This window comes from Saccharothrix sp. HUAS TT1, from assembly GCF_040744945.1.
Lineage (GTDB): Bacteria > Actinomycetota > Actinomycetes > Mycobacteriales > Pseudonocardiaceae > Actinosynnema.
In genome coordinates, this window is sequence record NZ_CP160453.1 from 2,182,273 (window position 1) to 2,198,906 (window position 16,634).

Sequence of the window (16,634 nt, forward strand, 5' to 3'; positions counted from 1 at the left end):
CCGCCGCTGACAGGTCGTCAGCCTGCCTAGTGGTCGTGCCCGAGGACTGAAGCCACAACATTCGGGAAGGCACATGACCCGCACGCCCGTGAACGTCACCGTCACCGGTGCGGCCGGCCAGATCGGCTACGCACTGCTGTTCCGCATCGCCTCCGGCCACCTCCTGGGCCCCGACGTCCCGGTCCGCCTGCGCCTGCTGGAGATCCCGCAGGCCGTCAAGGCCGCCGAGGGCACCGCGATGGAGCTGGACGACTGCGCGTTCCCGCTGCTGTCCGGCATCGACATCACCGACGACGCCAAGACCGCCTTCGACGGCGTCAACGTGGCGCTGCTGGTCGGCGCCCGCCCGCGCACGAAGGGCATGGAGCGCGGCGACCTGCTGGAGGCCAACGGCGGCATCTTCAAGCCGCAGGGCGAGGCGATCAACGCGGGCGCGGCGGACGACGTGCGCGTGCTGGTCGTCGGCAACCCGGCCAACACCAACGCCCTGATCGCCCAGCAGCACGCGCCCGACGTGCCCGCCGAGCGGTTCACCGCGATGACCCGCCTCGACCACAACCGGGCGCTGTCGCAGCTGGCCAAGAAGCTCGGGGTGTCGGTCACCGACATCAAGAAGCTGACGATCTGGGGCAACCACTCGGCCACCCAGTACCCGGACCTGTTCCACGCCGAGGTCAACGGCCAGGTCGCGGCCGAGGCCGTGAACGACCAGGCGTGGCTGGAGAACGAGTTCATCCCGACCGTCGCCAAGCGCGGCGCGGCGATCATCGAGGCGCGCGGCGCGTCCTCGGCGGCGTCGGCGGCGAACGCGGCGATCGACCACGTCCACGACTGGGTGAACGGCACCGCCGAGGGCGACTGGGTCTCGATGGCGATCCCGTCCGACGGCTCCTACGGCGTGCCGGAGGGCCTGATCTCGTCCTTCCCGGTGACCGTCACCGACGGCAAGTACTCGATCGTGCAGGGCCTGGAGATCGACGACTTCTCCCGCGCCCGCATCGACGCTTCCGTGGCGGAGCTGGTCGAGGAGCGCGACGCGGTCAAGGCGCTCGGCCTGATCTAGAGCACCACGACCACGGGGAGGGCCGCCGCCGGTGGTCCTCCCCGTGGCATGTTGGGCGCATGAACACCTGGCCCGTGCCCACCCCAGACCTGCCCGCCGACGTGCACCCGGCCCTCGCGGCCACCGCGACCGCCGCCTCCCGCGCGTTCGCCCAGGCGCGCCGCGACTTCACCCGCGTCCAGCTGCGCGAGGAGGTCGCCGACGGCGCCGACGGCACGCCCACCATGCGGGTCGACGCGATCGTGGAGGCCGCGATCGCCGAAGCCGCCGCCGGAGCGGGCGCGAACCTGCTGTCCGAGGAAGCCGGGTTCCTCGACAACGGCTCCGCCGCCACCCTCGTCATCGACCCGGTGGACGGGTCCGCGAACGCCGCCATGGGCGTTCCGCTCTCCTGCTTCGCCGGCGCCCTGGTGATCGACGACCAGCCGGTCGAAGCCCTGACCGTCTGGTTCGACACCGGCCGCGCGTGGTCGGCTCACGCGGGCAGGCCCACGCCGTTCCGCACGTCCGGCCGCACCACCCTCAAGGGCGCCTCCATGTGCATGATGCGGCCGAAGCGCGGCACCGAGGAAGCCTGGTCGCGGGTGGCGAACCAGGCCGACCGGATTCGCATCCTCTCCACCACGTGCCTGGAAACGGTGCTGGTCGCCGAGGGCTCCGTGGACGCGTTCGCCGACCCGGGCTCCGACACCCACCGCCTGATGGACCTGATCGCCGCCCTGGTCACCGTCCCGGCCGCCGGCGGGGTGCTGCTCGACCTGCACGGCCGCCCGCTGACCTTCGACCTCGACCTGTCCCGCCGCTGGTCCGGCGTCGCCGCCGCGACCCCCGCCCTGGCCGACGACCTGATCGCCACCATCCTGGGCTGACTGACCGTTTCACTCACCCTCGGTAACCCACCCGCAGCTCACCCATCGTTCACCTCGTAAGTGCTCGCCTTCCCGGCGGCCATCGGCTTGATCAGCAGCTCACCGGGCAGCGACGCGGTGCCACCCGGCCCGTAGTAGTCCGACGACCGGCCGATGGCCACCGGCCCGGCGGCCCGGCGGCCCGGCGGCCCGGCGGCCCGGCGGCCCGGCGGCCCGGCGGCCCGGCGGCCCGGCGGCCCGGCGGCCCGGCGGCAAACGTTTGCCCAGTGCGCTCCGCAGCTTCTCCTTCGCCCCTGCCGGCCGTTCCGGCGTGTCCTCCCGCAGGGGTCCCGACACCGGCCCGTACGCATACAGGTCGTCCGCGAAGACGATCTTCACGTTCGCCGCCAGGTGGACCACCGACGCGCCCTCGACCGCCCGGAGCGTCGAGGCCCGGTCCACGAGGTCGCCGCGCACGTCCTGCGCACCCTCCGGAACTCCACCCGAACGTGTGACGGCCCGGACCTCCCGCCCCTCGGCCACCAGCTGCCGGGTGCTCTCCCGGCCGATGCCCCGACCCGCTCCCGGCACGACCGCCGTCGGCGCGTCGAAGGGCGCGGAACCACCCGACCGGGTGCGTGCGTTCGTGGAGGCGTTCAGGTCGTGGGCCATCGGGCAGCCGCACCGGTACCTGCTGCTCGGCTCGCCGCTACCCGGCTACCACGCGCCGGAGGACACGATCATGGCCGCGCACCGCACTATGAGCGCTTTCCTGAGCGTGCTGCCGACATCCGGCACACCCGGGCTCGGACCGTCCACATTGGACGACCGGCTCCTGGTGTGGGCGGAATCGCGCGGCGAGGGGGGAAGTCCCCCGCCGTGCTGCTGACCGGCATGCGCGGCTTCACCAGGCTGCACGGCGTGCTCAGCCTGGAAGTCTCCGGTCGGTTCGGGCCGATGGGAATCGACCCGGCGCTGATCTACCGCGCCGAGGTCGAGTCCTTGATCCTCGGTGATTCAGGGGTCCGCGGCTCGACCAGGCTGTCGGGGCCGGGGTAGACCAGCCCCTCGTGCCCGTCGGAGAAGCGGACCAGGTACGGGGGCGCACCTTCCGAGCCGCGCACCTCGAGGATCTCGCCGATCGTCTCGTCGAGGCCCACCGCGCGGCTGTGGATGTGCAACCGGTCGCCTGCTGTCGCGTGCATCTGCAACACCTCCGGTGCGTCACAGCGTAGGGCTGTACCGAAGGTACCGACAGCCTGGCACTTCCGCTCGACCGCAGGTGTTGCGAGCCCGGACCCCGACGAGCCTCAGGAGCAGGCCGTCGACAGCTTCGCCGCCCGGTCCAGCTTCTCCTGCGTCCAAGTCGCGATGTTGGCCGGGTTCAGGTCTTCCAGCGTCACCTTGCTCATGGTGTCGGACACGCCGGTGATGGCGTCCTTGACCGTGGCGTCGCCCGCCTTGGCGGCGAGGTCGTTCAGCTCCTGCGCCTTCTGCTGGGTCTCCTCCAGCGCCTTCTGCGGGTCGGTGGCGTCCGGCGTGAAGCCCGCGAGCTTGATCGCCTCGATGCACAGCGTCGCCTTGTCGGCGGCGTCGCTCACCTGGTTGGCGGCGTCCCCGGCCTGCTGCACGGCCTCGCAGCCGGACACGGCCCCGATGAGTCCCAGCGCCAACAGGATGGTGGCGACCGGACGACCTGCGCGCATGGGGTGCTCCCGTTCTTAGGTGACTCTTGGGTGACCGTTTCGTCCGACTCTACCGACGCGCGTACAAGCGCCGCACCACGTCGTCGATTTCCGGTTCCACGACCACGAGGTCGTGCACCGCGGCCCGGCCGGCGACCGCGGAGATCAACGCCGCCGCCGTCGTGTCGGCGCGGCGGAACGTCAGGTGGTGCCGCAACCCGTTCAGCTCCTCGCGCGCCGACGTGACGCCGGGCAGCCCGCCCAGCCCGGTGGCCGGCTCCTCCAGGTCCACCACGAGGACGCGTTCCGGCGCGACCTCGGCCCGCAGCTCCTCCAGCGGCCCGTCGGCGAGCACCGTGCCGCGGTCGATCACCACCAGCCGCGGGCAGAGCCGTTCGATGTCGTCCAGGTCGTGCGTGGTGAGCAGCAACGTCGTGCCGCGCCGGCTGTTCAGCTCGGCCAGGAACTCGCGCAGCCGCTCCTTCGACTCCAGGTCCAGGCCGATCGTCGGCTCGTCCAGCACCAGCAGCTCGGGGCCGTGCAGCAGCGCCGCGGTGACCTCGCCGCGCATCCGCTGCCCGAGCGAGAGCTGGCGGACCGGCCGGTCCAGGAACGGGCCGAGGTCGAGCAGGTCGACGCACTCCCGCAGTCGGGTCCCGTAGTCGGCCCCCGGCACCCGGTAGATGGCGCGGAGCAGGTCGAAGCTGTCCCGCAGCGGCAGGTCCCACCAGAGCTGGCTGCGCTGCCCGAACACCACGCCGATCCGCCGGGCCAGCTCGCGCCTCGCCCGCGACGGGTCGACGCCGTTCACCCGGACGTGCCCGGACGTCGGCACGAGGATGCCGGTGAGCATCTTGATGGTGGTCGACTTGCCCGCCCCGTTGGGGCCGACGTAGCCCACGGCCTCGCCCGCCGCGACGTCGAAGCTGACCGCGTCGACCGCGCGGACCACGCGCTTCTCCCGCTTGAAGCGGCCGACCTTGGTGGTGAGCGTGAACTCGCGGCGCAGGTCGCGCACCTCGATCATGATCCAGTCCCTCGGTAGTGGCGGACGGCGGTGCGCCAGACGAGGCCGGCGACCACCGCCGTGGCGACGGCGACCAGCGGTGAGAGCCAGCCCAGCAGCGCCGGGCCGCCCAGCGGGTCCGGGCGGTCGAGCAGGGCCAGGGCCGGGTAGTAGGCGACGAACGCGCCCGGGATGACGAACGCGAAGAACCGTCGCAACCACGGGCCGTAGACGGTGGCGGGGTAGGAGGTGAACGCGTTGCTGCCGTAGGTGACCGTGTTGGCCAGCTCCTGGCCGTCCACGACCCAGAAGCACAGGGCGTTCGCCGCGACCCAGACCGACGAGAAGATCACCGCGCCGCTGATCGGCGTGACCACGACCAGCGCCACCACGAGCGGGGACCACGCGATGTCGTTGGCGACCAGGGCGTAGGCGAGCGCGGCGAGCCCCGCGACGATCCGGCCGAGCTTCCTGAGGTGCAGGTCCGAGGCCATCATCTGGGCCAGCGTGCCCAGGGGGCGCAGGAGCAGGACGTCGAACGTGCCGGTGCGGATGTAGGTCGGCAGCTCGTCCAGCTGGCCCGCCACCAGGTCCGCGAAGCCGAACGCCGTGCCCGCTATCGCGTACATCAGCACGACCTCGTGCACCGAGAACCCGCCGAGCGCGGTCACCCGGTTGAACAGCACCAGGATGATCGTCAGCTCGCCCAGCTGGTTGACCGCCTGGGCCAGGCACTGGAGGAGGAACGAGGCGCGGTAGGACAGCTGGCCGCGCAGGCGGGCGCCGACGAGCTTGGCGTAGACGCGGGTTGTCGAGGCCGGCGCTCGATCAGCCACCCTGCACCACCACCTTGCGCACGGCCCGGTTCAGCACGAAGTGGCCCGCGGCCAGCAGCGCGACCGCCCAGAACGCCTGACCGGCGAGGAACGGCCACGGCGAACCGCGTTCCAGGAAGACGTCGATCGGCGCCTGCAGCATGCCCGCGAACGGCAGGGACCACAGGACCGGGAGCGCCCACTCCGGGAAGAACGCGAGCGGCACGGTCAAGCCGCACAGCAGCCAGGTGAGCGTCGTGTACAGCGCGTTGACGCCGCGGTTGTCGAGGAGCCAGAAGGTGCTGGCGTTGAGCAGGAACCTGAGGCCGAAGCTGATCGCCACCGCGAGCACCACGCTCACCGCGAAGGTGAGGGCGGTGGCGGGTGAGGGCCAGCGGAAGGGGAAGAACAGCGCGCCGAAGACGACCGGCGGCGCGAGCCGGACTAGGACGGCGTAACCGGCCCGGCCGAGGTCTTCGGCGAGCATCGCCAGTTGGAGGTGCCAGGGGCGGTAGAGGTCGACCACCACGTCGCCGTTGCGGACGCGGTCGGCCAGCGCCTTGTCGCCCCAGAGGACGACGACGGCCATCAGGCCCTGGCCCAGCCAGACGTAGGTGGCGGTGGCGGCGAGGTCGTAGCCGGCGATGGGGCCCTGCGTCACGGCTGCGAGCAGGATGGCCATCCTGAGCAGGCCGAACGCGACGTTCGTCGCCATTCCGGCGACCATCGCCTGTCGGTAGGTGGAGTATCTGCGGAATCCGGCCAGCGCTAGACGGGCGTAGGCGCGCACGTCTGTTCACCCTAGGAACTCCCGCAACCGATTTTCCTCAGGTTCCGCGAGTCGAACGTTCCAGTACCGCGAGTCGAACGTTCCAGTACCGCGAGTCGAACACTCCCGTACCGCGAGTTCAACGCTCAAGTCCGGTTCGATTTGACATGGGGCCCTTACGGGTGCCCTATGCAGGCCAAAGCCATGTCAAATCGAACCTCTGCGGGTTGGCGGCGGGTCCGATGTGGTGGGGATGTGGTTAGTGGGTGGGAGTTGTTGGTGGTGGGGTTCGGGTGGTCAGCCAGTGGGTGGCTTGGTGGCGCAGGTCGTCGTTCTTGATGTGGTGGATGACTGGTTGGATGGCTTGTGCGACCAGTTTTTGGTGCCTGGTGGGGATTTCGGTTTCGGCCAGGACTTCTGTGACGAGGTTGTCCGGGTCGGTCGTCCAGGGGCCCAGGGAGCGGATCAGGCGGGCTTTCAGGGCGAAGCGGTCGGCCAGGGCCCTGGTTCGGCGGATGCCGTTGCGCTCTCCGCCGTGGGAGGCGGCCAGGGCGATGGCGGCCCAGGCGAGGCGGTTGGTGGTGGGGCGGTTGTCGTCGTAGACGCGGCCTTGTGCGAGGACGCGGACCCACTCCCAGTCGTTCGCGTCGCTCACCGGCGGGCCGCCAGGATTCCGTCCAGCAGGCCGGGGAAGAGGGCGTCCAGGTCCGCTCGGCGCAGGGTGCTGATGCGGGAGGTGCCCTGGGGGCGCACGTGGACGATGCCGGCTTCGCGCAGGGTTCGGACGTGGTGGGTCAGGGTCGAGGCCGTGACGCCGAGGTCCAGGACGCCGCACGAGAGGCCCTGTTGGTGTTGCGCCAGCGCACGCACGATCTGGAGCCGCACCGGGTCGGCGAGGGCGTGCAGGACGGTCGCTATCCGGATCTCGTCCGGTTCCGGGTGGGCGAGCGTGGTGGTGGGCGTGGCGCTCATGCGGACATACTACGATACTGATCGTACTTCGATGACTTTCGTAGTACGGTGCACGTCGAAACACTGTCCACTCCTGGGGGAGCGTTCATGTCCGCCCGCACTTACCTGCTCGCCGCCGGCGCGTTCGCCATCGGCACGAGCGGGTACATCGTCTCCGGTGTGCTGCCGGCGGTGAGCGAGGAGCTGCACGTCTCGCACGCCACGGCCGGGCAGTTGCTGACGGCGTTCGCCGTCGCTTACGCGTTGTCATCGCCTCTTCTGTCCGTGCTCACCGGGCGGTGGGAGCGCCGCAAGTTGCTGGTCACCGCGCTGGGTGTCTCGGCGCTCGGCAACCTGCTCGCGGCCGTTGCGCCGAATTACCCGTTGTTGCTGGTGGCACGGGTTGTCAGCGCGCTTGGCGCGGCCGTCTACACGCCCGGGGCGACGTTGGTGGCGACGGTGCTCAGCCCGCCGGAACGCCGAGGGCGCGCCGTGGCCCTGGTGTTCGGCGGGCTCACGCTCTCGCTGGTCTTCGGTGTGCCGGTGGGCAACCTGCTGGGCGGGCCCCTCGGTTACCAGGGCGTGTTCGCGTTGATCGCCGTGGTCTCCGCGCTGGCGGCGGTGGCCGTTCGGGTCTGGTTGCCGCGTGTCGACGCGCCGCCGGTGGTCGGGTTGCGGGACCGGTTCGCCCCGGCGGCCGATCGGCGGGTGTTGATGGTGCTCGGGTTGACGGTGCTCGCGTGCCTGGCCGTCTTCAGCGTCTTCAACTACATCGCGCCGCTGCTGACCGAGACGGCGGGGGTGGGCGGTGCGGCGATCGGTGCGCTGCTCATGGCCTACGGGGTCGGCTCGGTGGTCGGGAACTGGGCGGCCGGGCGCCTCGCGGACCGCTTCGACACGCGCAAGCTGCTCGTCGTGGTGTTCAGCGGGTTCACCGCAGTGCTGGCGACGTTGCCGTTGACGATGACGACACCGGTGTCCGCCGCCGTCGCGCTGTTCGTCTGGGGCGCGTTGACGTGGTCGGCCAACCCGCCGATCCAGAGCTGGCTGATCGAGCTGGCGCCGGCGAACAGCGGGCTGCTGCTGTCGTTGAACGCGTCCGCGATCTACCTGGGCGTCGGGCTGTCCGGTGTGGTCGGTGGCGTGGTGATCAGCTGGGTGGGCCTGCTGCCGCTGGCGCCCATCGCGGCGCTGCTCGCGTTGGTGGCGTTGGTGGTCCTGGTCTTCGCCCTGAAGCCTCAGGAGCCGCCGAAGGCGCTGGTAGTGGTCTCGCCGCCCTCGGCGGGGGCGGCCAGGCAGTGGAAGTAGGCGAGCTCGCCATCGGTGAAGCCGACGGCGGTGAAGCGCCAGTCCGACGTGTCCACGGTCGGCCGGGTGTTGGCCTTCATGACGTCGGCGGTGCAGACGTCGGCGACCTCGGGGGCCTTGACCAGTTCGTCGTTGTCGACCTCCGGGACGGGACCGGACAGCCAGCCGCCCGCGAACGCCTCCCAGTAGTGGTCCTCGGAGCAGTTGCCGACCCTGCGGGCGGTCGCCGCTTGACCGCCGCTCGCGACGATGCCGCGGTAGCAGGTCGGTTCGGCGACGCAGTAGCCGGTCGCGCACGCCGCCATGTCGGGCGGGGGGAGGGGCGTGCTGGTGGTGGTAGCGGCAGTGGACTGGGCGCCTGGCCGGGTGGTGTCCGTCGACCTCGACGCCCACCACCACGTGCCGATGGCGACGATCGTGGCCAGCACGGCGGCGCCGATGACGAGCGGCCACGGTTTCCTGGTCGGGGGGCGGACGTAGGCGGAGCCGGGTGGCGGGCCGGAGAACCGGGAGCCCGGCCACGGTGGCTCGGCGGTGGCGGCCTGGCTCAGCTCGTCGCGCAGCCGGGCGGCGCTGGGGGTTCGCTTCGCGGCGTCCGGTTCCAGCGCTCGCACCAGCACGTCGTGCAGGTTCTGGGGGACGCCGGGGACCTGCGGCACGGGGGAGCGCAGCACCTCGCCCAGGTGGTCGAAGGACTCGATCGGCCAGGGCACCGGGCGCGGTGGTTTGCCGGCCAGCAGGTCGTAGAGGGTCGCGGCCAGGGCGTAGACGTCCGCGGCGGGGGTGGGCGCGGCCATGGCGAACGCCTCGGGCGGCGCGTAGCTGGGGCTCAGGGCGTCGCGTGTGACCGTGCTCGAACCCTCGGCGTCCAGCAGTGCCGCGAGTCCGAAGTCGGCGAGCTTCACCGTGCCGTAGCGGTCGAGCAGGATGTTGCCGGGCTTGATGTCGCGGTGCAGCACGCCTTCCGCGTGGGCGGCGGCCAGCGCGTCCGCGAGTTGCACGCCGAGCTGCCGCACGCGTTCCGCGGGTAGCGGGCCGTCCCGGCGGGCGACGTCCGCCAGCGAGCCGCCCGTGCACAGCTCCATGACCAGGTAGGGCGTGCCCTGCGGGGTGAAGTTCGCGTCGTGCACGGAGACGACGTGCGGGTGCCCGGACAGCCGTGCGGCGGCGTGCGCCTCGCGCAGGAACCGCCGCCGGTCGCGTTCGGTGCGCAGCACGCGGTCGTCGATCTTCACCGCGACCTCGCGGTTCAGCTGGACCTGGCGGGCGCGGTAGACCGTGGCGAAGCCGCCCTGGCCCAGCGGCGTGAGGTCGACGAGTCCCGGCAGTTGCACGCCGGGACTCTAACCGCCGGCGGCGGCCGCCTTCGCCGCCTTCTTGAACGCGCGGACCTCGGCCAACGACTCGGGGCTGGTGACGTCGGCGATGGAACGGCGGGAACCCTCCTCGCCGTAGGCGCCGGCCGCCTCGCGCCACCCGTCCGGCGTGACGCCGAGCTGCTTGCCCAGCAGGGCGACGAAGATGCGGGCCTTCTGGTCGCCGAAGCCGGGCAGCGCCTTCACCCGGCGCAGCACCTCCTTGCCGTCCGGCTTGCCCGCCTTCCAGATGTTCGCCGTCTTGCCCTTGTAGTGCTCGATGACGTGCGACGCGAGGGCGTGGACCCGGCGTGCCATCGAGCCGCCGTAGCGGTGGATGGCCGGTGGTTGGACGCACAGCTCCACGAACTCGTCCACGTCGGTCTCGGCGATCTTCGTGATGCTGAACCCGTCCATCCGGTCGGCGATCTTCCGCGGTCCGGCGAACGCGTGCTCCATCGGGAACTGCTGGTCCAGCAGCAGCCCGGTGAGCAGCGCGAAGGGGTCTTCGCTGAGCAGCTTGTCGGCGGCCGGGTCACCGGTCAGGCGCAGCTTCTTCGGCATGGGGTCATCCTCGCACCCCGCGGTGTCGACCGGGGCGGGGAGCGTCCCGATCGCAGCTGGAATAATGTGGCACGTGAACGATCCGCAGTATTGCGGATATATATCCGCAGTTGTGGCAAACGAGTGAACTTGCGGAGTGCGGTCGCGGTGCCGGGTTAATACACCCGAGAGGGAAACCGCAGGTGGTGACTCCTGTGGCGGGTTGTCGGAGGGCGTTTATCCGACTTGTGCTCATTGCCGCTGTTCGGCGAAGATCGTCGCTGACCGGGCGTGTCGACGCCCGGTGTCCGATGGACGGCCGGCGGAGAGCTGCGAATAGCTAGCGTTGTCTCCCCGCCGGTCCCTCGTTCAGGGAGTGGCAATGACGGGCCTGACTTGGCCTCATCAGCAGGATAAAGTGGTTTTCTCGACTGAGTTGGTGACACCGGAGCGGGCGCTCCACGACCTGCAGAACAGGAGGCCGAACAACCGGAACGTGTCCAAGGCGACCGTCGCGAGCTATGTCCGCGCCATGGCGGACGGTCAATGGCGGCACGACAACGGGGTGGCGATCAAGTACAACGCCAATCGGCAGTTGATCGACGGGCAGCACCGCCTCACCGCGGTGTGCGAGTTCGGCCGGCCGGTCGAGATGTTGATCGCTTACAACGTGCCCGACGAGGCCATGGCGACGATCGACTACGGCCGCGGGAGGAGCATCGCGGACCTGCTGACGATCGAGAACCAGGTCGAGCACAGCGTGACCGTGGCTGCTGTCGCGCGGCGGGTGTACGCCTGGAAGAACCACAAGTACATGCAGCTCAGCGGGTTCAAGTTCACCCCGGTCGACACCAAGGCCGTGTTGGACGAGCACCCGGAGATCATCGACGCGGTGGAGTTCGCGTGGCTGCCCGACATGGAGTTCATGCGCATCACCCTGACCACGGCGGCCAGGTCGGCGTTCCTCGCCTGGCTGCTGCGCGGAGTGGACCTGGAGGATGCGGAGAGGTTCCTCGTCCAGCTCTCCACCGGTGAGGGGTTGAAGAAGCTGCAACCCGTCTACGCATTGCGTGAGGCATTGCTGCGAGCCGAGCGCTCGGGGCGGTCGAAAACCGCTGAGTGGCAGCAGGTGTACCTCGTGGTCACCGGGTGGAACCACTACCGGAAGGGCAATGAGAGCAAGCTCATCAAGTTGCCGATCGGTGTGCTGACGAACGACCAGTTCCCTCAGCCGATCTAGCCGGTGCAACAGGCATGGCGGTGCATATAGCTAGTGATGCACCGCCATGCCCATTGGGATTTTCGCATACTCCGGTGAATTGTTCAAGCAGATGTTCCCGAGGGGGTTATTGCACTGGTTAATGGCCGCCTCAGGCGTCGAACTCCGGGATCAGGTTGCCGATCAGGTGGAGGCTGCGCATGACGTCCTCGTGCTTCAGGCTGCCGACCTGGTGGAACGCCATCAGGCGGTCGATGCCGAGGTCCGCGTAGGCGCGCAACTTCTTCCGGCACGTCTCGGGGCTGCCGACGATCAGCGAGTCCTGCTCGTTCAGCGCCTCGAAGATCTCTTCCGGGTCCACGTCGTCACCCTGGAGCACCCGTCCGATGACGACCTGGGCGCGGTTCGGGCCGGTGAACCCCGCTGCTTCCGCCCGCAGGAAGTCGCCGGTCAGACCGCCGCCGTCCGGCGCGTTCAGCAGCGCCTCCTGCCGTCGCACGTTGTCCACGAACGCGTCCGCGGCCTCGAAGAAGGTCAGCGCCTTGACCGTGTACCAGGCCGCCGCGGCCACGGCGCCGTTGCGGACGGCCTGCTCGTCGGTCTCCGCGCAGTGCACGAACGTGAAGAACGCGACCTGGTTGTTGACGTACGAGCCGACCGGGGACGTGCACGCGTCGGCGGCGGCGCGGTAGAGCGCGACCATCCGCCGCACCCGTTCGATGGACTCCCAGATGGTCGTCCCGAGCACCCCGACGCCGCGCCGGCCCGCCTCCTCGAACGACGGCGGCGTGGCGGCGGCCTGCCAGAGCGGCGGGTGGGGTTGTTGCAGTGGTTTGGGGACGATCGGCACGTCGTGGACCTCGAAGTCCTCGCTGGAGTGCGAGAAGCGCTCCGAGGTCCACATCCGCGGGATCATCTCGAACGCCTGCTGGGTCTGCCTGCGCGCTTCCACCGGGTCGACGCCGAACAGCCGCCACTCCGGCGCGGTCGACCTGGTCAGGCCGAACTCCAGCCTGCCGCCGCTGAGCTGGTCGAGCATGGCGGCGCGTTCGGCTGCCCTGATCGGGTGGTTGAACTTGGCGGGCGCGAGCACGGCGGCGTGGCCGAGGCGGATGCGGGACGTCTGCTGCGAGATCGCGGCCAGCATCAGCTCCGGCGCGGACGACAGGCTGAACTCGTCGGCGCCGTGGTGCTCGACCTGCCACCAGCAGCCGTAGCCGAGCTCGTCGGCCAGCCTGGCCTGCTCCAACGTCTCCCGGATGCGCGCGTTCTGGTGCCCCTCCTGCCACGGCCGCGGGTCCTGGACCTCGTTGAAAACGTCGATCTTCATGCGCCCCGCTCCTCCCGTGGTCCGCAGAACGTAGCTCCCCGGCGGTCCGCTGAGCAGGAGCCATTCGGTTGACTGCTTAACCGGTTAATCGCTACCGTCCAGCCACCCGCCGCCGCACTCCGAAGGCCGCCACCTTTCGAGAGGCAGGACGCAGTGCGCACAACGATGACGCTGGTAGCCCTCCTGCTGGTGACGCTCGCGCCACCGGCACAAGCCGCAGCACCGCCCGTTCCCGTCGTCGACTACCTCAAGCGCGTGACCGGCACCCGCACGGTGACCGGCATGCACAACAAAGAACCCAACTCCGACCCCGCCCGCCACACCGCCAAGGTCCACGCCATCACCGGCGCCTACCCGGGCCTCTGGGGCGGTGACTTCCTCTTCGCGCAGGACGACGTGAACCACCGCCAGACCATGGTCGACCAGGCCAAGACCGAGTGGCGCAACGGCTCGCTCGTCACGCTGACCTGGCACGTCTGCCCGCCGACCCGACCGACCGCCTGCGGCTGGGACGCGGGTGTCAACGACGACCTCACCGACGCCCAGTGGTCCCAGCTCGTCACCAGCGGCACCGCCCTGAACAACGCCTGGAAGGCCCGGCTGGACGAGGTCGTGCCGTTCCTGCGCCAGCTCCTCGACGCCGGCGTGCAGCCGCTGTTCCGCCCGCTGCACGAGATGAACGACGGCTGGTCGTGGTGGGGCGGCCGGCCCGGCGCGACCGGCAGCCGCCTGCTCTACCAGCTGACCCACGACCACCTGGTCCGGACCCGCGGCCTGACCGGCATGGCGTGGGTCTGGAACGTCAAGGACCTCGACCCGGCGGGCATCGCGGCCTACTACCCGGGCCCGGCCTACGCGGACGTCGTGTCGCTGGACGCCTGGAACAGCTTCTGGCCCTCCGCCACCTACTACGACACCCTGAAGGCGCTGGCCCCGGGCAAGCCGCTGGCGTTGGCCGAGGTCGGCCGGGTGCCGTCACCCGCCGAGCTGGCGTCCCAGCCCGACTGGTCGTACTTCATGGCGTGGCCGGAGTTCTTCGACGACAAGCAGCTCAACCCGGACAGCGCCGTCCGCGCCACCTACTCGTCGCCGCGCGCGGTCAACCAGGGGCAGCTGACCGGTGGCGGCGGCAACCTCGCGCTCAACCGCCCGTCCTGGTCCAGCGCCACCGAGAGCGCGAGCCACCCGGCTTCCCACGCGTTCGACGGCAACCCCGCCACCCGCTGGAGCAGCGCGTTCACCGACCAGCACTCGCTGTGGGTGGACCTCGGCGCGGTCCGACCGGTCCGCCGCGTGCGGCTCGACTGGGAGGCCGCACATGCCCGGCAGTACCAGCTCCAGGTGTCCGACGACGGCACGACGTGGACGACCGTGCACGCGGACTACGCGGCCGACGGCGGCACCGACGAGATCACCCTGAACACGAGCGCGCGCTACGTGAAGCTGTACGCGTTCCAGCGGGCCACCCCGTACGGCTACTCGCTGTGGGAGGTGGGCGTCTACTGACGCACGGCGGCTGCTGCACGGCTGCCGGCGGCTGCTGAGCGGAACGGCTGCTGCACGGCTGCCGGCGGTCACTGCCGGACGATCGGCACGACCTGGCCGATCAGCAGCCGCAGCGCCTCCCGGTCCACCGTGGCCGGGTCCTCGGCCAGCCAGTCGCCGATCTCCTCGACGAACTGGGCGGGCGTCATCGGCGGCACGATGGCGTCCGCCGGTTCCTCGGTGGTCACCCCGCCCGCGCGGCTCGGGTACACCAGCAGCGCGGTCCGGATCTCCAGCCACGGCAGCAGCTTGCGGTACACCGCGAGGCTGCGCGGCATCCGCATCCCGCCGCCCCGGAACGGGTGGCCGTTGCGCCACACCGTGCCGTCGTCCTCGGCCTCGTAGTGGCCGGGCAGCCAGGACTTCGACTCGATCAGCACCAGCCGCCGCCCGCACAGCACGGCGTGGTCGACGTCGGCGAACACCGAGCCCGGCCAGGCCAGGCCGTGGAAGATCCGCGCGCCGGGCAACCGGGTCAGGTACCGGCTGAGCAGGTCGGCGGTGAGCTGTTCGCAGACCCGGTCGTCGGTGGTCCCGTGCACCACCGACGTGTCGTGGTCCAGCGTGAACGCCCGGTCGGCCCGGACCGCCGCCAGGTAGCGCCGCGCCAACCGGAACGCGACCGCCGCCGCGGCGGCCACCAGGACCAGCCAGACGCCGAGCGCCAGCGGCGAGAAGTCGATCACCACGACCGGCAGCAGCAGGAAGAACCAGCCGCACACGGCGGCCAGCGCGGGCGCGTGGCCCGGACCGGCGGTCGGCGCGTACCGGACCCGCTGCGCCACGTCGACCAGGTGCCACCAAGCGAGCCCGCCGAGGTCCACCGCGGGTTTCGGCGGCACGAAGTCGGGGTCGTCGCCGAAGTTGCGCAGCCGACCGGTCCGGCCGGAGCGCGGCGGTCGGGTCGGCGACGACGGCCGCGAGCCCGGCCGGGTGAACGACCAGCCGCGGTCGTAGTCACGTCGGCGTGCGGGATCCCGCAGGGTGTCATATGCCTCTTGCAGCATCCGGAACGTGCCGGAGGACCCGCCCGCGTCCGGGTGCATGACCTTCGCCAGGGAGCGGTAAGCGGACTTGATCTCCGCCTCGGACGCGTTGCGACCGACCCCGAGGAGTTCGTAGTAGTCGACCCCGCGCACGCGGCAGACCTTAGCGGCCCTGTCTCCGGGCCGGTGGTCATGGTTAGTGTTGGGGCAGGAGCCCGGTAGCGCAGTGGTTGTCGCGCCCTCTTGCTCAGGGGGAGGACGCCGGTTCGAATCCGGCCCGGCTCGGGACCATGTAGCGCAGTGGTTGACGCGCCCTCCCCACGGGAGGGAGGACGCCGGTTCGAGTCCGGCCTGGTCCGCAGGGGTGTCACGGGGGTGGGTGACCCGAGTTGCCGGGGTGCGCCCACCGGCGCACGCTTCCGCCATGGCGACTTGCGACGTCTGCGGCAACGACTACTGGATGGCCTTCGAGGTGCGCACGGTCGGCGGCGGCGTGCACACGTTCGACAGCTTCGAGTGCGCGATCCAGCGGTTGGCGCCGCGCTGCGAGCACTGCGACTGCCGCATCCTGGGCCACGGCGTCGAGGTGCGGGGCCGGTTCTTCTGCTGCGCCCACTGCGCGCGCAGCGCGGACAGCCTCGGCGAGCAGATCAAGGACACCGTGGGCGCGCACCCCGGTTAGCGGACCAGCAGCACCAGCCGGCCGTTGGCGAACGCCGGCTGCAGGTCGCCGCGCGCGTCCACGCTCTTGGTGCCGTGCGGCAGGACCTCCTCGATCGCGCTGAACGCGATGATGTCCGACACCCCGTAGCGCCCGCGCAGCGTGCGCTGGCCGGGGAACCGCAGCGCCCGGCCCTCCCGCCGGTCGCGGTGCGCCAGCACGGCCCGCAGCGCGCCGCGGGCGAGTGCTTCGGGGCCGGCGAGGCGTTGCAGCGAGCCGTTGTGCACGGCCACGCCGTAGCCGCGCTCGATCAGCGTCGACAGGGTGTTCCCGGACGGGCCGTCGGTGAGCCGGAACGACATCGCGTGCCGCCCCTCGACGTCGTGCACGCACACGAGCTGCGCGTGGAACAGCAGCGACTCGTGCAGCGACAACGCGGTCGCGTCGGCGGCGGCCGGGTCCTCATGACCGGCGTTCACGCCGAGCCAGGTGGTCATCCGGCGGCCTCGACAACGTTGTCGTGCGTGGGGTGGGGCACGAAGTCCTCCTC

The 16,634-nt window shown here is 70.8% G+C and carries 20 protein-coding genes and 2 tRNA genes; 9 read left to right on the top strand and 13 right to left on the bottom strand.

Going from position 1 to position 16,634, the window contains the following annotated elements; translation table 11 throughout:
• Positions 1–73: 73 nt before the first annotated feature.
• Together AB0F89_RS10755 and AB0F89_RS10760 are read left to right on the top strand one after the other, a co-directional pair.
• Positions 74–1,063 carry a malate dehydrogenase gene (locus AB0F89_RS10755; RefSeq protein WP_053721608.1) on the top strand — a complete coding sequence of 330 codons (990 nt, stop codon included), beginning with the start codon at positions 74–76 and terminating at the stop codon, positions 1,061–1,063.
• Between the two features lie 59 nt (positions 1,064–1,122).
• Positions 1,123–1,932, top strand: a complete 810-nt coding sequence (locus tag AB0F89_RS10760; protein ID WP_367135040.1) for an inositol monophosphatase — start codon at positions 1,123–1,125, stop codon at positions 1,930–1,932.
• A 99-nt stretch (positions 1,933–2,031) separates the two neighbouring features.
• On the opposite strand, the gene AB0F89_RS10765 is transcribed toward AB0F89_RS10760, so the two are convergent.
• Positions 2,032–2,388 carry a hypothetical protein gene (locus tag AB0F89_RS10765; protein ID WP_367135042.1) on the bottom strand — a complete coding sequence of 119 codons (357 nt, stop codon included), beginning with the start codon at positions 2,386–2,388 and terminating at the stop codon, positions 2,032–2,034.
• Between the two features lie 91 nt (positions 2,389–2,479).
• Between AB0F89_RS10765 and AB0F89_RS10770 the strand changes: the two genes are divergently transcribed.
• Positions 2,480–2,800, top strand: a complete 321-nt coding sequence (locus tag AB0F89_RS10770; RefSeq protein WP_367135044.1) for a TetR-like C-terminal domain-containing protein — start codon at positions 2,480–2,482, stop codon at positions 2,798–2,800.
• 91 nt (positions 2,801–2,891) lie between these two features.
• On the opposite strand, the gene AB0F89_RS10775 is transcribed toward AB0F89_RS10770, so the two are convergent.
• The 7 genes from AB0F89_RS10775 to AB0F89_RS10805 form a co-directional block, all read right to left on the bottom strand.
• Complete coding sequence (locus tag AB0F89_RS10775) at positions 2,892–3,116, bottom strand: DUF1918 domain-containing protein (protein ID WP_367135046.1); 225 nt, start codon at positions 3,114–3,116, stop codon at positions 2,892–2,894.
• 105 nt (positions 3,117–3,221) lie between these two features.
• Positions 3,222–3,617, bottom strand: coding sequence for a bacteriophage spanin2 family protein (locus tag AB0F89_RS10780; protein WP_367135048.1), 396 nt, complete (start codon positions 3,615–3,617; stop codon positions 3,222–3,224).
• A gap of 49 nt (positions 3,618–3,666) precedes the next feature.
• Positions 3,667–4,623 carry an ATP-binding cassette domain-containing protein gene (locus AB0F89_RS10785; protein WP_367135049.1) on the bottom strand — a complete coding sequence of 319 codons (957 nt, stop codon included), beginning with the start codon at positions 4,621–4,623 and terminating at the stop codon, positions 3,667–3,669.
• Positions 4,620–5,438, bottom strand: coding sequence for an ABC transporter permease (locus AB0F89_RS10790; RefSeq protein WP_367135051.1), 819 nt, complete (start codon positions 5,436–5,438; stop codon positions 4,620–4,622). Before AB0F89_RS10790 ends, AB0F89_RS10785 begins: the two co-directional genes overlap by 4 nt.
• Positions 5,431–6,132 (bottom strand): ABC transporter permease, encoded by a 702-nt coding sequence (locus AB0F89_RS10795; protein WP_367135053.1) that lies wholly within the window; start codon positions 6,130–6,132, stop codon positions 5,431–5,433. Before AB0F89_RS10795 ends, AB0F89_RS10790 begins: the two co-directional genes overlap by 8 nt.
• Positions 6,133–6,445: 313 nt before the next feature.
• Positions 6,446–6,841 carry a hypothetical protein gene (locus AB0F89_RS10800; RefSeq protein ID WP_367135055.1) on the bottom strand — a complete coding sequence of 132 codons (396 nt, stop codon included), beginning with the start codon at positions 6,839–6,841 and terminating at the stop codon, positions 6,446–6,448.
• Positions 6,838–7,158 (bottom strand): ArsR/SmtB family transcription factor, encoded by a 321-nt coding sequence (locus AB0F89_RS10805; RefSeq protein WP_367135057.1) that lies wholly within the window; start codon positions 7,156–7,158, stop codon positions 6,838–6,840. The genes AB0F89_RS10800 and AB0F89_RS10805 overlap by 4 nt, the downstream gene beginning before the upstream one ends.
• A gap of 87 nt (positions 7,159–7,245) precedes the next feature.
• On the opposite strand from AB0F89_RS10805, the gene AB0F89_RS10810 reads away from it, so the two are divergent.
• Positions 7,246–8,445, top strand: coding sequence for an MFS transporter (locus AB0F89_RS10810; RefSeq protein WP_367135059.1), 1,200 nt, complete (start codon positions 7,246–7,248; stop codon positions 8,443–8,445).
• Here the strand turns inward: AB0F89_RS10810 and AB0F89_RS10815 are convergent.
• Both AB0F89_RS10815 and AB0F89_RS10820 read right to left on the bottom strand, forming a co-directional pair.
• A complete protein-coding gene (locus AB0F89_RS10815; protein ID WP_367135061.1) occupies positions 8,376–9,779 on the bottom strand; it encodes a serine/threonine-protein kinase in 1,404 nt (467 codons plus the stop codon). The genes AB0F89_RS10810 and AB0F89_RS10815 overlap by 70 nt on opposite strands.
• Positions 9,780–9,788: 9 nt before the next feature.
• Positions 9,789–10,364, bottom strand: a complete 576-nt coding sequence (locus AB0F89_RS10820; protein WP_367135063.1) for an HhH-GPD-type base excision DNA repair protein — start codon at positions 10,362–10,364, stop codon at positions 9,789–9,791.
• Positions 10,365–10,725: 361 nt separating this feature from the next.
• Here AB0F89_RS10820 and AB0F89_RS10825 point away from each other — a divergent pair, with 361 nt between their 5' ends.
• A complete protein-coding gene (locus tag AB0F89_RS10825) occupies positions 10,726–11,583 on the top strand; it encodes a hypothetical protein (RefSeq protein ID WP_367135065.1) in 858 nt (285 codons plus the stop codon).
• Between the two features lie 130 nt (positions 11,584–11,713).
• Here the strand turns inward: AB0F89_RS10825 and AB0F89_RS10830 are convergent, their stop codons facing one another.
• Complete coding sequence (locus AB0F89_RS10830) at positions 11,714–12,892, bottom strand: LLM class flavin-dependent oxidoreductase (RefSeq protein WP_367135067.1); 1,179 nt, start codon at positions 12,890–12,892, stop codon at positions 11,714–11,716.
• Positions 12,893–13,045: 153 nt separating this feature from the next.
• On the opposite strand from AB0F89_RS10830, the gene AB0F89_RS10835 reads away from it, so the two are divergent.
• Positions 13,046–14,398 carry a glycosyl hydrolase gene (locus AB0F89_RS10835; RefSeq protein WP_367135069.1) on the top strand — a complete coding sequence of 451 codons (1,353 nt, stop codon included), beginning with the start codon at positions 13,046–13,048 and terminating at the stop codon, positions 14,396–14,398.
• Between the two features lie 68 nt (positions 14,399–14,466).
• On the opposite strand, the gene AB0F89_RS10840 is transcribed toward AB0F89_RS10835, so the two are convergent.
• Positions 14,467–15,576 carry a DnaJ domain-containing protein gene (locus AB0F89_RS10840; RefSeq protein WP_367135071.1) on the bottom strand — a complete coding sequence of 370 codons (1,110 nt, stop codon included), beginning with the start codon at positions 15,574–15,576 and terminating at the stop codon, positions 14,467–14,469.
• Positions 15,577–15,634: 58 nt separating this feature from the next.
• Between AB0F89_RS10840 and AB0F89_RS10845 the strand changes: the two genes are divergently transcribed.
• The 3 genes from AB0F89_RS10845 (at position 15,635) to AB0F89_RS10855 (ending at position 16,105) form a co-directional block, all read left to right on the top strand.
• Positions 15,635–15,708: transfer RNA gene (locus AB0F89_RS10845), tRNA-Ser, on the top strand.
• A tRNA-Pro gene (locus tag AB0F89_RS10850) sits at positions 15,709–15,782 on the top strand.
• Positions 15,783–15,847: 65 nt separating this feature from the next.
• A complete protein-coding gene (locus tag AB0F89_RS10855) occupies positions 15,848–16,105 on the top strand; it encodes a Prokaryotic metallothionein (RefSeq protein WP_367135073.1) in 258 nt (85 codons plus the stop codon).
• Here AB0F89_RS10855 and AB0F89_RS10860 read toward each other — a convergent pair.
• A complete protein-coding gene (locus AB0F89_RS10860) occupies positions 16,102–16,581 on the bottom strand; it encodes a hypothetical protein (protein WP_367135075.1) in 480 nt (159 codons plus the stop codon). The genes AB0F89_RS10855 and AB0F89_RS10860 overlap by 4 nt on opposite strands.
• Positions 16,582–16,634: the final 53 nt, after the last annotated feature.